The following is a 13,574-nucleotide window of genomic DNA, read 5'->3' as shown; positions in this document are numbered from 1 at the left end:
CTTCTACAGTTTCTCCGCCGTCCACGTGCCCGTGCACAGGGGCCCGCGCCAGGTGCCAGAGCCTGAAGTGCCGCTGAGGCGGCCGAAGCCGACGGCGCGCTTGATGCCGGTGCTCAGGGTGACGTTGATGCTGCCGGCCTCCGCAACCCGGCCCGATGCCGTTACTGCCGCGCTGCTCGATGCAACCTGACCGTTGTTGATGCCGATCGCGACGGTCGCGCCGTTGCCGCAGGTCTCGCTCGAGGATGAGATGCGGACATTCCAGGCACCGTCGAAGGTGCTGGCGCTGGCCTGGGCGACCGGTAACGCGATGGCGACGATCGTGGCGAAAAGGCACTTGCGAAAACCGTTCATGGCACGCCCCTGTGGTTGAGCCTGCGTGGACCGTGCCACGGGCGAGGGGCGGGCGATGTGAGAGGTGTCACGCCCCGAGAGGCCTCTGTGACGTAGCGCACCTTGCGCCAGACTGCGGCGGTTTCGGCGCCGGCTGACAGGTGTCCGGTCAGGTCTTCATCCGATTGACGAGCCGCGCCAGCAGGCGGGCCTTTTGAGGAGCGGGCGGCGGCTCCTGCTCGAGCGCTTGCTCGATGGGGACCACGGAGGCTGCCGCCGTCTCGGTAATCGACAGCTTGCAAAGCCCGAGCCCGAGAACCCGCCTGTCATGGCTCAGTCCCTCGGCGTGGGGCGACGTCGCGCCGTCGATCTCGAAGACGAAGTCCAGGACATCTTCGAGATGATCAGGTGCAGGAAGCGGTGCCGAGACCCAGCGCGGTCCACCGCCCTGTGCTTCTGCGGGCGTGAACGTCCACTCGGCCATAGGTCTATCGCCGCAGTGAACGCGGACATTTACACCCTCATGGTCTTGCCGCGGCAATTGGGCAAACGCGAAAGCGTTGAGGAAAAGCTGTCTATCCGATTTCGCACTGAGCTTCACCGACAGTTCGGCGCGGCTGCCAACGCTCCATGTGCCCCATGGTTCGGTTTCCGACCAGCCGTTCCCCATGAAGCCGCGTGAATCCAGCGCATCGCCGAAATCGATTTCGTCGCCAATCCGGTAACCCGGCTCTATGTCGGGAGCAGTCCTGGAAAGTGAGACCATGGTTTCGATGAACCGCGGCAAACCGGTTTCCTCCGCGACGCCGGGAGCGAGCTCTCGTGCAGCAGAAGTGAGTTGGTGCGCGTTCTCGAGGCCTTGCAAAATGACGTCGGCCAATGTTTGCCTCGCATGATCCGCAAACGACAGGCCGACGCCGTAGCCCTCCGCGATCTTGTCAGCCATCCAGGTGCCATCAGGCACGATCACGGGCTTGCCCAGGCTGGCAGCTTCCGTGAAGACGCCGGAGGTCAGAAACCGATAAGGCTGCGCTTCGTAGGCCAACACGACAAGCGTCGATCGTGCGAGATTCCCAAAATACTCCGTCGTGCTCATTTGCAGCGGAAGAAGCGCGACGAGCGGACTGTGGCCGAGATCGAGAGCGGCGATGGTCTCCGCGATATCGCCGGCAGGCTTGATCAGGAATTTTGTGGCGGGCACGAGCGCGTGGACGCGCCTGATGGTCTCGCCGAGATCGGTCAAGCATCGGCCTGATCGGCTGTTCACGTGAATATAGACCGTGGGGTCGACGGCTTCCGGCGCCGTCGTGATATCCGGCGGCCTGCCGAAATGGTGCTGCATCATGAAAGGACGCCGGCGAAGCACGCGGGATACCGAGCGCGCTTTGCCCCATGAGTTCACGAGGAAGAACACACGGTCTCGGGCTCGCGCATTGTCGAGATCAGCGGACGCCAGTCGGTAGAACGCAGCCCGGGGCTTGAAACGTCCCGTGTCCAGGTCCGTCAATTCGTCCCCGATGATGCGGAAAAACACAGCCGGCCGCTTGCCGTCCTGCTGCTCCGAGAGCCATTTGCCGATGCCGCTGATGAGCACGGGGTGCCCTCGCGGAAAGTAGATGATGTCGGATGAGCAGAGGCCTTCCGCATCCAGCCAGCTGCCGAATGGGGCGAAGAGACGCGCGGTGTCGGCGAATGTCACCGTGGACAGAACGAAATTCCCGGCGTTGACCTCGAAGGCCGGGAGCGTCTCCAGAACGCGCTCCGCCCCGATTTCCGCGGCAAGTCGCTCGTCAGTTGCGCGAGGCACCAGGATCCGGGGCGTCAGGCCGATATCGGCGCTTTCGTTCTTGAAATGCAGGAGCTCGTTGAATGAATGGCCGGATACGCCGAAGCTCGCAAAAGCCGGAATGACGATCCTCGGCCCGACGGGACCTTTTCGAGCGGGTGGCAAAGTCATCAAGGGGCCCAACAAACGCGCGTGCGCGCTTGTGGACGTGTACGCCAATCCCCTGATCTCAGGAAGCTGTTCGTCTGCCTGCCATGGCACAGGAACAGTGTTCGCGGAGCTTGAGGTCCGTGTCGCTGGATGGGTCTGGCGCGCGCGATCCTAGTTCACCCGCGTCCAGGTCTGGCCGCCGCAGAACATGCCGCCGAACGCGCAGCCCTGCACGCGGAGCCGATCGGTGCCCTTCAGGGCGATCGTGGAATCGTAGGTCGATCCGGTATTGGGATCGAGGATCCGGCCTGACCATTTCTGGTCCTTGTTCTGGTCCTTGCCGGGCTTCATGTTGATCAGGACCTGCTCGCCGTTCTGGTTCGATTTGCTGTCCACCGAATAGCCGCAGAGATTGCTGCCGCATTGTTCGATACGGACCTTGCCTTCCTTCTCCTCGGTGAGCCAGACGCCGAGCGGTGAATTGGGATCGCGTGCGGGCGCTGTGGCTGCGGGAGCCGGCGGCGCCACGGCAGCCGCTTGAACGGGGGCGGGGGCAGGAGGCGGAGCGGGGGGCGGAGGCGGCGCCGGGGGCGCGGCAGCCACGGTCGGGGCGGGCGGTGGTGCGACGGCGGGAGCCGCCGGCGGCTCGACCGGAGCAGGCGCTGGAGGGGGCAGAACTGCCGTCTCGGCGGGGGCATTGGTCGCCGCGGTCGGCGGAGGCGGAGCGGGCGGCGGTGCTGCCGCGGCGGGTGCAAGGACGGGAGCCGGGTCGGCTGCGGGCGGCGGGGCTATGGCAGGTGGTGCCGGCGGCTGCGGATCGACCTTCGCCTGTTGGGGCGCCTGCTGGTCCGGTTTGGTCTCATTCTTCTTGGCCTTTTTGGCCTTGCCCTGGCCGGTGTTGTCGTAGACGCCGGGGATCTGAACCGTACCGCGGTCGGGATCGATGCGGATGGTGCGCCCGCCATATTCGAAAGAGTACTGTGCTTGTGCAGCGGTGCTCGCCAAAAGGAATGCGGCCGTGGCCAACAGCTTCCTCATTTCGCATCTCCTGAACAGATGGTCCCCGCACCGACGCATACGCGCCGGTTCGACCGCAAAAAGTGATCTAGATCACTGTTGTCCGTATGAGTCGTCCTCCCTCCGGTTCGGGTTCAATACCGCCGAAGTCGGTCCACAGTTGGGCGACGTTGGCCGTACGGCGGTGCGAGGGGGTTGCCTGTACGATCCGTACTGATTGAATGTGTTCGATGACGCACGCTGACGGAGACGCTGATCATGCAGCGACGATCTTATCTGGTGATGCTCATAACGGCCTGTTGTCTGGTTGCGACTGCGATGCAGGCGGCCGGGCTTCGCTTTCTCGAGGTCCCGGCCGACGCGGGCGGGCCTGCACTGAAGGGCATGGTCTGGACTCCCTGCGCCGCGGCACCCTCCGAGGTCGCGCTGGGTGGTGGTCTGGTCTTGCTGGGCGTCAAGGATTGTCCGGTCGCGGGCAACCGGCTGCCGCTGATCGTCATCTCGCACGGCAGAGGCGGCTCGTATCTCGGCCATTTCGATACGGCGACAGCGCTGGCCGATGCCGGCTTCGTGGTCGCGGCGATCAACCACCCGGGCGACACGGCGAGGGACACCAGCCGGACCGATGAGTTCTCCGTGCTGGTCGAGCGTCCCGCCGACATGAAGCGACTGACTGATTTCATGCTCGGTGCCTGGACGGAAGCCGCGGCCCTCGACCCCAAGCGGGTCGGCCTGTTCGGCTTCTCGCGCGGCGCCTATACCGGTCTCGTCGTGATCGGCGGCAATCCGGACTTTGCCGCACTGGCTCCGCTCTGCGAGAAGGAAGGGGCCGCAACGCCGAAATGCCGAGCCATTCGCGATGGCCTGGTGCCGACTGAGGCAGCCGTGCACGACCCCCGCGTCAGGGCCGCTGTGCTGGCGGATCCGCCTCTCTATGCGGGCCTCTTCACCCGGGAGCGCCTTGCCAATGTGACGATCCCGCTTCTGTTGTGGCGCTCGGTCCTCGGCGGTGACGGCGTCGTGCCAGCTTCAGTCGATGCGCTGGAGCAGATGCTGCCCGCGCGCCCCGACTTCCGGATCGCGCCGAACTCGTCGCACTTCTCCTTCCTTGCGCCATGTCCTCCGAAACTGGCCGAAGCCGCGCCGATCCTGTGCACGGATCCGCCCGGGTTCGACAGGAAAGCGTTTCACGACACCTTCAACGACGCGGCCGTGAGCTTCTTCCGCAAGCATCTGGAGTGACGGACAAGATCGCGCGCCGGTCGAGCCGCTAATCGAACCAGGCCGCGTAGATCTTCCTGTAGCTGCCGTCCTCCATCGAGATGTGCAGCCACTGGTCGACGAAGGCCTTCAATGCCATGTCGCGCTGGAGCCAATAGGCCTTCTCGGAGAAGTCGAATGGCTTGTCGGGGTGCACCGCGCAGAGCACGCCCGAATGCTGCTTCTGCTGGTAGCGGGTTTCGGAGGCGTCCGTCATCATCAGATCGGCGTTGCCCTTGGCGATCTCGTCGAAGATCACGGTGTTGTCAGGGAAGACGGTGATGTCGGCGTCCTTGATGTTGGCGCGCGCGAAGCGTTCGTTGGTGCCGCCGGGATTGACGATGACGCGGGTGCCCTTCTTGTCGATATCCGGGAGCGTCTGGTACTTGCCGACGTCGGCGCAGCGGGTGATCGGCGTCTTGCCTTCGCGCATGATCGGCGTCGTGAAGTAGCCCTTCTTCTGCCGGTCGAGCGTGACCGAGACGCCGCCCATGGCGATGTCGAACTGGTCGGCCTCGAAATCCTTCATCAGCTTCGGCCAGGCCGTGGCTACGTACTCGACCTTGACGCCGAGCGCCTTGCCGAGCGCTTCCGCCATGTCGACGTCGAAGCCGCTGAACTGCTGCGTGGCCTTGTCCAGATAGGTGAAGGGCTTGTAGTCGCCGGTCATGCCGACGCGCAGGGTGCCGCGCTTCATGATCTCGTCGAGGCGCGAGGGCGATGCCTGCTGGGCGTGGGCCGAAAGGTTCATCAGCGACGCCACGGCCAAAGCCGCAAAGATTCGAACGGTCAATCGAACGGTCATCTCTTCTCCACCCAGGCCCAAGCTGTCATTGTACAGCTCCTCAGACGTGGATTTAGACCAGATGCCCGTCGCTGGCGAGGCAGAATTGAAGGGAAGCTCGACGTGACGATCTCGATGTACGAGGCCTCCGTAGGCCTGTTCGTGCCTTACTTGCGCAACCTGTCCGTCCTGCTCGACAAGGGCGTTGCCTATGCGGAGGCCCGCAAGTTCAATCCGGCGGTCCTGCTCGGCATGCGGCTGTCGCCGAACATGTACGATTTGGCGCAGCAGATCGGCGAGGCCTGCCGCCACGCCACCGTCGCCCCGGCCTTGCTGGCGCAGTGCGAACCGGTCGCGCTGCCGCCGCTGGAGCACGACATGGCCGGTCTTCAGGCCCGCATCGCCACGTCAATCGAGTTCATTGAAAGCCTGCCGCGCGCCGAGATCGATGCGGCGGCGGATCTGAAGGTCTTCTTCAGGCTGAAGAACGGGACCGAGCTGCCCTTCACCGGGCGGACGCTGCTGCTCACGAACAGCGTCCCGCAGTTCTTCTTTCACGTCACAACGGCCTACGATCTGTTGCGGCACGCCGGCGTCGAGCTCGTGAAGAAGGACTTTTTGGGAAGGAAGTAGGGGCACGGTCGATGTGCACCTCTCCCGACGGGGAGAGGTGTACGGCGACATCCGGCCAGAGATGCTCCTACGCTTCGCCCTTGCGCTCGAAATCGGCGAGCGAGCTGCGGCCGGCGATCTCGCTGCGCAGCAGCTCGAAACGCCGGTGTGCCTCGTCCTCGTGCGCGTCGACGAAATGCACGGCGGCTTCGCTGGTCATCGGGCCGCTGACCACGGGGGCGGACTGCTCGCCGATGGTCTCGTGGACGTAGTACTGGCCGTCATCGCCGCGATGCACCGTCCATTTCAGGCGGATCGCGACCATCGGCCCGGGGCCGACCTTGCTGTAGCCGTCGGCGTCGGTGTGGTCAGGCACCAGCGGCTGCTCCTCGACCACGGGATGCTCGTGCTCGTCGACCGCCACATGCTCGTCGGCGGCCAGATGCTCATCGGCCACGGCCGTCTCGGTCTCAGCTTCGGTGTCACGGACGACGAGGACGGGCTCGGGGTGCTCCAAAATGCTGGCGATGGTCGCCAGCGCGTGGTCGGTCGGGTCGATCTCTGACAAGGGTCCATCCTCCAGCTCGACGCGGCCGGCAAGTCTGTCCCATTGCCGCCGCGGCCGGACTTATTACGCGGGTTTGATTAAGGCTGAGTTGGGGCCCGATCTGCACCAAAATGGGACGCATTCTGGCCATCCGAAGGCGACCTGATTGGCCGTCTTCGGATTTACCTCAGCCCAGCACGTCCTGATTGATGACGTTCTGCCGGATGGGATCGCCGTCCAGCACACTCAGGATGTTGCGTGCAGTCTGCTCGCTCATGCGCTGGACCGCCTCGACCGTGACGCCGGCGACATGCGGGGCCATGATGACGTTGGGCAGCGCGAACAGCACGTTGCTGACCGGCGGCGGCTCGACCTCGAACACGTCGATGCCGGCGCCGGCGAGCTTTCCGGACGTCAGCGCGTCGTACAGTGCTGCTTCCTTCACGATGCCGCCGCGCGCGGTGTTGATGAGATAGGATTTCGGCTTCATCCGGCCGATCCTGTCAGCGTCGAACAGGCCGACCGTCTCCGGCGTCTTCGGGCAGTGGATGGTGACGAAATCGGCCTGGGGCAGCGCGGCGTCGAGATCGGCGACGGGCTCGCACCCAGCGGCCTTGATGTCGGCCGCGGGCTTGTAGGGATCGTAGACCTGCACCTTCATCTCCATCGCCTGGCAGCGCTTGGCGGTGCGGGTGCCGATGCGGCCGAAGCCGACGATCAGCACGGTCTTGCCGTAGAGATCGAACGGCAGCATGCCGAGCCGGTTGGCCCATTTGCCGTCCTTGACGCAGGCATGCATCTCCTGGGCGCGTTTTGCCAGTGTCAGCATCATGAACAGGGCCTGCTCGGCGACGGAGGGCGAGTTCGCGCTGCCGGCGACCATCAGCGGCACCTTGCGGCGGGAGAGGGCGGGAACGTCAACCGCGTCGTAGCCAACGCCGATCCGCGTCACCACCTTCATGTCCTTCGACGCCTCGAGCTCGGTCTCGCCGAACGCGGTGGCACCTAACGCCACGCCATGGACCGGCGCATGGCTCTTCAGCAGGGCCTCGAACTCCTTGGCCGAGATCAGGTTCGGAAACTCGACGAGCTCGATATCGTCCCGCTGGGTGAGGAGGGCACGTGCCCCTTGCGACAAAGTTTGTGTAACGAAAATCTTCTTCTTGTTGGTCGCCATCGCTCCCCGCCTGCTTGCGTTTCTTGGATCACGGCGTCACAGCACGACGCCGGTCTCTTCGTTTAGCAGGTGCATATTGTTGAGGTCCATCGCCAAACGCATGGGAGCCCCGTCCGCAGCGCCGGCATTGGGATCGACCCGGCCACAGACCGGCGTGCCCTCGAGGCCGAAATAGACCAGCGTCTCCATTCCCATCGGCTCGGTGACGTCGAGCACGGTGTCGAAGGTCTCGACCCCCGGCGCGAGATGCGCGTGCGACTCGGTGAGATGCTCGGGCCTGATGCCGAGCAGCAGCCTGTCGGTGCGCGACAGCGCATTGTAGCGCGCAGCGCGGGCCGGCGGCAGCGGGAAGGCAATACGGTCGGTCAGGCGGATCTGAAGTGCGCCGCCGACGTCCTCGAGCCGGCATGGGATGAAGTTCATCGCGGGCGAGCCGATGAAGCCTGCGACAAAGCGCGTCGCCGGCTTGTGGTAGAGCTCATTCGGCGTACCGATCTGCTCGATGCGGCCCTTGTTCATCACCACGACGCGGTCTGCCAATGTCATCGCCTCGACCTGGTCATGGGTGACGTAGACCGTGGTGGTGCGCACCTTCTGGTGCACCTTCTTGATCTCGATCCGCATCTGCACGCGCAGCTTGGCGTCGAGATTGGACAGCGGCTCGTCGAACAGGAAGACCTTTGGATTGCGCACGATGGCGCGGCCCATCGCGACGCGCTGGCGCTGGCCGCCGGAGAGCTGCTTCGGCTTGCGGTCGATCAGGTCGGTGATGTCGAGGAGGCGGGCGGCTTCCGTCACTCGCGCCTTGATCTCGGCCTTGGGATAGTGCTTCAGGCGCAGCCCGAACGACATGTTCTCGGCGACCGTCATGTGCGGGTAGAGCGCGTAGTTCTGGAACACCATCGCGATGTCACGGTCTTTCGGCGGGACATCGTTGACGACGTCGCCGCCGATCATGATGTCGCCGTCGCTGATGTCCTCGAGCCCTGCGATCATGCGCAGCGTCGTCGACTTGCCGCAGCCGGACGGGCCGACCAGCACGATGAACTCATGGTCGGCGATATCGAGGTCGATGCCGCGAACGGCTTCGACATCATCGTAACGCTTGACGACCTTCCGCAATGCAACGTCAGCCATGAAAAACCTCAACCTTTCGACATCAACCCTTTGTCGCGCCGGCGGTCAGGCCGGCAATGTAGTAGTCCATCAGGAAGGCGTAGATGACCAACGGCGGCGCGGCGCCAAGCAGCGCGCCGGTCATGATCTGACCCCAGTTGAAGACGTCGCCCTTGATCAGCGTGGTGGTGATGCCGACCGGCAGCACGAGCTGATCGATCGACGTCGTGAACACCAGCGGATAGAGGAACTGTGCCCAGGACACCGTGAAGGCGAAGATGGTCGCGGCGATCAGCCCGGGCAGCGCCACGGGGATGAAGATCCGGGTCAGGGTCTGAAGCCAGGAGGCGCCGTCGATGATGGCGGCTTCATCGAGCTCCTTCGGGATCGAGGCGAAATAGCCGATCATGATCCAGGTGCAGAACGGCACCGTCAGGGTCGGGTAGATGAACAGCAGCACGTACCAGCGGTTGAGCAGCGTGATGCCTGTGATGTCCTGGACCAAAGCGAGCATCTTGAACAGTGGAATGAACAACAGACTGTCCGGGATCAGGTAGGTGAGAAACACCCCCGTGGCGAGCGTCGTCGAGCCCCAGAACTTCATTCGTGCCAGCGCGAAGGCCGAGGGGATGCTGATCAGCATGGTGATCATCACGACCACGATCGAGACCATCGCCGAATTCCAGAAGAAGCGCAGGAACTGGTTCGAGGTCAAAAGCTCGACATAATTCGACAGGGTGGGGTGGAATACCCACCAGGGATTGGTCGCCGCCGATATTTCCGCGCTGCTCTTCAGTGACGTGATCAGCATGTAGATCGGGGGTGTGAGCGAGAAGATCGCAAACAGCACGAGGAAGAAATAGGACCAGCGCAGCGCCCAGGCGCGGTCGCGGCTCATGCTCCCGAGCTTGCGGCGCGGTCCGGCCTTGTCGATTGCGAGCGTGCTCATCAGGCTTCGTTCCCGCGTTTGGAGACATCGCGAAGGATGAAGATTGCCGCGACCGCGAGGATCGGCACCATGAACAGCGAGACGCTGGCACCGAGCGGAATGTCGCTGCCCTCGATGCCGACCTTGAAGGCCCAGGTCGCGAAGATGTGGGTTCGATCCAGTGGACCGCCCGACGTCAGGATCCGGACGATGTCGAAATTGGCGAAGGTGACGATCAGCGAGAACAACGTGGTGATGGCGATGATGTTGCGCATCATCGGCAGGGTGATGAACCAGATCTTCTGCCACCAATTGGCGCCGTCGATCGCCGCGGCTTCATAGAGCTGGTCCGGCACGGATTTGAGCGCCGCCAGATACATGATCATGAAGAACGGAGCACCGTACCAGACGTTGACGAGAATGACGGAAAAGCGCGCCCACGCGGTATCGCCGAGCCAGTTGATGGGGCCGATGCCGAAGAAGGAGAGCGTGTAGTTGAAGGCGCTGTAGGAGGGGTCGAACAACCATAGCCAAGCCAGCGTACTCATCGCCGGCGGGATCACCCAGGGCACCAGCAGCATGCCGCGCCATTTGCGCTGGCCCTTGGCCGGAATGTTGTGGACGAAATGCGCGACGATGAAGCCCATCAGCGCCTTGAAGAACACGGCGGTGACCGCGAAAATGCAGGATTGCTTCACCACCATCCAGAACGTGTCGCGGTTGAACAGGAAGGTGAAGTTCCCGAAGCCGACGAATCTCTGCATCGATTTGTTCAGCGTCGCGAGATGGACGGAGTAGACGGCGGGATAGAGCACCAGCAGCGAAATCAACAGGATCAGCGGCAGCGTCAGAAAGAACGCCACCGTCGATTTTCGTCCCATGGCATTGCGGAGGCTGGTGCGTTTGCGTGTGCTCGCCGTGCGGACTGCACGACCCTGCTCAACGACGATGTCGGCCATGACGTAAGGCTTTCATAAGGGATGTCGAATGGGCAGCCGGCCCGATCGGTCGGCTGCTGGCTGTACGCGAAAGGAAAATCGGAGCGCCCGGCGGCTCACGCGTCGCGCGTGAACCGCCATGGCACACCCCCGGCTAACTTCGCATGAAGCCTTCGCACTCGCCTTCGGCCCAGGCGAGCGTCGTCTCCATCTTCTCACCTTGCGCGAACCGCAGCGCCATCTTGGTCAGCGTCGCCTGGAAGTAGATCTGCTGTGCGATCTTGGGCGGCGCCGGAGACGCTGCGATCGACAGCGTTTGATGGTTGTTGGGGTTCGGATAGTGGTAGAGCGTCCCCTTCGGCGGCCCTTCTTCCGCCCAGGTCTTCAGCGTCGTCATATTGGCGTAGGCGGGCAGATCGTAACCGCCGCTTGCCGCGACGAATTTTTCGATCGATGACGGCTGCGACAGGTAGGTGAGGAGGCTCTTGGCGGCTTCCTTGTTCTTGCTGAAGCTCCAGAGGCCCCAGAAGTACGGCAGGAAGGGCGCGAAGCGGCCCTTGGGACCGGACGGCATGCCATGCGTCCAGCACTGCTCGGCGATCTGCGGCGCGTCGCGCTTGGCGACCGCCCAGGCGCTCGGCGGGTTCAGGATCAGCGCGCCACGGCCCGAGATCAGCCATTTGTTGTTCGAGGCGTCATCCCAGGACGGCGCGTCCGGCGGCAGGAAGGCGATCAGCCTCTTGTAGTATTCGAGGGCCTGGCGAACGGCATCGGTCTTCACCGTGACGTCGCCCTTGGCGTTGACGAGTTCGGCGCCGAAGGACTGGAAGATCGCACCGGCGGTGTCGACGCTGTCGGTGGTTTCGCCGAGACCGATCCCGAACGCGTTGCCGCCCTTCTGGCAGGCTTCGGCCGCCTTCAGGAACGTCTCCATGGTCCAGTTGTCCGCCTTTGCCGGCGCGCCCGCCGGATACAGTTCCTGAACGTCGATGCCGGCATGCTTCTTCATCAGATCGATGCGGGAGCAGGGACCCTTGATCTGACTCCCCGGAGTTGCCGGGACGGCGAGCCATTTGCCGCCCGACTGTCCCAGATATTTGACGGTGCCGTTCACTTCGCCATTTTGCTTGATGAGCGGCTCCATGACGTCGTTGACCGGCTCGAGATTCTCCGAATAAGCGTGCGGCCACCAGGTCGGCATCTGCAAGATATCGTGGCCGGATTTCGCTTGGGCTTCGGCTGCGACTGTGAGCTGGATCTTGTTGTTGTTGCTGGTGATGTAGTCGATGGAGACCTCGACCTTCTCCTTCTCGCCCCATGCTTTGACCATGGCGGTGGAGGCATCGTTGGCACCCGGCACCCAGTGGTCCCAGAAGCCGATCGAAAGTTTGCCGGCGGCGTAAGCGCCTCGGACATAGGGCGCCGCGATCAGCGCCGTGGAGGACATTGCAGTGGCAGCTACAAATTGACGTCGCGTCAGTGTCTTGCGTGACATCTCGTTTCCTCGCCTTGGGTGTGTTTTATTGTTCTGGTGTTTCCTCGTGCATTCCTGAGTTTTGTTTTTGATTTTCTTGTTGGCGTTTCTTCCAGGACGTTTCTTTTGATGCTGTTTCTTTTGATGCCGTTTTCTTTTTGATGCCGTCTGCTTCGATCGCAAATCACGCGAGGCGCGGCAAATTGGTAGCGCGATCAGATCATGATTGACCGCGTCTGTCGAGAAATCCGAATGGCGATCGTCTAGAACTAACGTTGTGCCCGAAAGCGCGGCAGCACCTCCGCTGTCGCGTGCCGATCGTGAACTGCGGTCGCTCCTTTTGCGACGCACACACGTTGCATGAACCGGCCCGGAACGATCCGTGCGCAATTACGCCGCAGTTTCGAATAAGCCTGCATAACCGCTTCGCGCGAAAGACTTTTCGGACGTGGACAGCGATTGCCTGCGTCTGGACCTCGAAGCGGCGGAAACGATAGAGTTGCAGCCGGCGGGTGGCTTCCACCCCGCCAGACCAATCAGATCGACGATGGAGACCAGAATGATCAACCCGGCGCCGCCTGCGCGGCTCTACGTGCGACGGTGGCTCGCGCTGGGGTCCGTGCTCGCATTGCTGTTCGGCGCAGCGGTCGCGAACGCTCAAGGATTGGTCAAAGGCGTTCAGGACGGGGCGGCCGCCGGGAACAAGGCGGCGGGGCCGGTCGGTGGCGTGCTCGGCGGCGCGATTGGTGGCGTGGTCGGCGTCTTCACTGGCGTGCTCGGCGTCGGCAACAATCAGGCGCCGGCCGCCAAGGACGGCAACAAGGACGCCAGCAAGGATGCGGCCAAGGACGCCAAGCAGCCGGGCGCCGGCAAGGACAAGGACGCCAAGAGCGCCAAGGAGAACGCCAAGGCAGGCAAGGGCGCCAAGGCAAGCAAGGAAGCCAAGAACGCACCGCAGGACGGCAAGGACAATAAGGACGTCACCGTCCTCACCCAGCCCGGCGCGCCGCAACAGACCGCCGAGCAGATCGTCGCCAACAGCGATTCCTATATCGAGCGGATCAAGACCGAGTTGAACCTCACGCCGGATCAGGAGAAGCACTGGTTCGGCTTCTCCAGCGCGATGCACTACCTGGGGCATAATGGCGCAGAGCGGCTCAACCTGCGGATGGCGCGCGCCAAGCGGGATCCGCCCGACGACATCATCGAGCAGATGCGCAACGAGTCGCAGTTCCTGATCGACCGGGCCGCCGACCAGCGCAACGTCGCCGACGCCGCCGAACCGCTCTATTCGAGCCTCGATGACAAGCAGAAGCAGGTCTTCATCCAGGAGATGGTGCGCCTCAGCCACGAGCGCGGACTGGATTGATCAAGTTGAATCGGATTGCGGGCGCCTGAATTAACGGCGCCTGCCACGAATTCGTGATACTCCTGACGCTTCGTGTATGATTA

General features: G+C 63.3%; 13 protein-coding genes. 3 read left to right on the top strand and 10 right to left on the bottom strand.

Translation table 11 applies throughout. From position 1 onward, the window contains the following. Positions 1-3 precede the first annotated feature (3 nt). From AC1RR3_RS27975 to AC1RR3_RS27965, 3 genes are all read right to left on the bottom strand, one after another. A complete protein-coding gene (locus AC1RR3_RS27975; RefSeq protein ID WP_492826692.1) occupies positions 4-354 on the bottom strand; it encodes a hypothetical protein in 351 nt (116 codons plus the stop codon). Between the two features lie 148 nt (positions 355-502). Continuing rightward, entirely contained in the window at positions 503-2,338 is a 1,836-nt protein-coding gene (locus tag AC1RR3_RS27970; protein WP_492826690.1) for a glycosyltransferase, read from the bottom strand. Positions 2,339-2,440: 102 nt separating this feature from the next. Further along, the gene (locus AC1RR3_RS27965) at positions 2,441-3,307 is read right to left on the bottom strand and encodes a DUF2147 domain-containing protein (RefSeq protein ID WP_492826688.1); all 867 of its coding nucleotides are present in this window, start codon (positions 3,305-3,307) and stop codon (positions 2,441-2,443) included. Between the two features lie 237 nt (positions 3,308-3,544). Here AC1RR3_RS27965 and AC1RR3_RS27960 point away from each other — a divergent pair, with 237 nt between their 5' ends. Further along, positions 3,545-4,528 carry an alpha/beta hydrolase family protein gene (locus AC1RR3_RS27960; RefSeq protein WP_492826686.1) on the top strand — a complete coding sequence of 328 codons (984 nt, stop codon included), beginning with the start codon at positions 3,545-3,547 and terminating at the stop codon, positions 4,526-4,528. A 28-nt stretch (positions 4,529-4,556) separates the two neighbouring features. Here the strand turns inward: AC1RR3_RS27960 and AC1RR3_RS27955 are convergent, their stop codons facing one another. After that, positions 4,557-5,351, bottom strand: a complete 795-nt coding sequence (locus AC1RR3_RS27955; RefSeq protein ID WP_492826684.1) for a transporter substrate-binding domain-containing protein — start codon at positions 5,349-5,351, stop codon at positions 4,557-4,559. A 114-nt stretch (positions 5,352-5,465) separates the two neighbouring features. On the opposite strand from AC1RR3_RS27955, the gene AC1RR3_RS27950 reads away from it, so the two are divergent. Next, the gene (locus AC1RR3_RS27950; protein WP_492826812.1) at positions 5,466-5,963 is read left to right on the top strand and encodes a DUF1993 domain-containing protein; all 498 of its coding nucleotides are present in this window, start codon (positions 5,466-5,468) and stop codon (positions 5,961-5,963) included. A gap of 67 nt (positions 5,964-6,030) precedes the next feature. Here AC1RR3_RS27950 and AC1RR3_RS27945 read toward each other — a convergent pair whose 3' ends face one another. The 6 genes from AC1RR3_RS27945 to AC1RR3_RS27920 form a co-directional block, all read right to left on the bottom strand. Further along, positions 6,031-6,510, bottom strand: coding sequence for a hypothetical protein (locus AC1RR3_RS27945; protein ID WP_492826682.1), 480 nt, complete (start codon positions 6,508-6,510; stop codon positions 6,031-6,033). A 166-nt stretch (positions 6,511-6,676) separates the two neighbouring features. Then, positions 6,677-7,666 carry a hydroxyacid dehydrogenase gene (locus AC1RR3_RS27940; RefSeq protein ID WP_492826680.1) on the bottom strand — a complete coding sequence of 330 codons (990 nt, stop codon included), beginning with the start codon at positions 7,664-7,666 and terminating at the stop codon, positions 6,677-6,679. 36 nt (positions 7,667-7,702) lie between these two features. Beyond that, entirely contained in the window at positions 7,703-8,803 is a 1,101-nt protein-coding gene (locus AC1RR3_RS27935) for an ABC transporter ATP-binding protein (RefSeq protein ID WP_492826678.1), read from the bottom strand. Between the two features lie 22 nt (positions 8,804-8,825). Further along, positions 8,826-9,731, bottom strand: coding sequence for a carbohydrate ABC transporter permease (locus AC1RR3_RS27930; protein WP_492826676.1), 906 nt, complete (start codon positions 9,729-9,731; stop codon positions 8,826-8,828). Next, positions 9,731-10,669: a carbohydrate ABC transporter permease gene (locus AC1RR3_RS27925; protein WP_492826674.1), complete on the bottom strand. Its 939-nt coding sequence runs from the start codon at positions 10,667-10,669 to the stop codon at positions 9,731-9,733. Before AC1RR3_RS27925 ends, AC1RR3_RS27930 begins: the two co-directional genes overlap by 1 nt. Positions 10,670-10,802: 133 nt before the next feature. Continuing rightward, positions 10,803-12,143 carry an ABC transporter substrate-binding protein gene (locus AC1RR3_RS27920; protein WP_492826672.1) on the bottom strand — a complete coding sequence of 447 codons (1,341 nt, stop codon included), beginning with the start codon at positions 12,141-12,143 and terminating at the stop codon, positions 10,803-10,805. Between the two features lie 538 nt (positions 12,144-12,681). On the opposite strand from AC1RR3_RS27920, the gene AC1RR3_RS27915 reads away from it, so the two are divergent. Beyond that, positions 12,682-13,491 (top strand): Spy/CpxP family protein refolding chaperone, encoded by an 810-nt coding sequence (locus AC1RR3_RS27915; RefSeq protein ID WP_492826670.1) that lies wholly within the window; start codon positions 12,682-12,684, stop codon positions 13,489-13,491. Positions 13,492-13,574: the final 83 nt, after the last annotated feature.

The sequence above is a fragment of the Bradyrhizobium sp. GW821-FHT13H05 genome, from assembly GCF_058804065.1.
The sequence above is the reverse complement of the archived record's forward strand: the minus strand, read 5'-3'. Positions and strand labels throughout refer to the sequence as shown.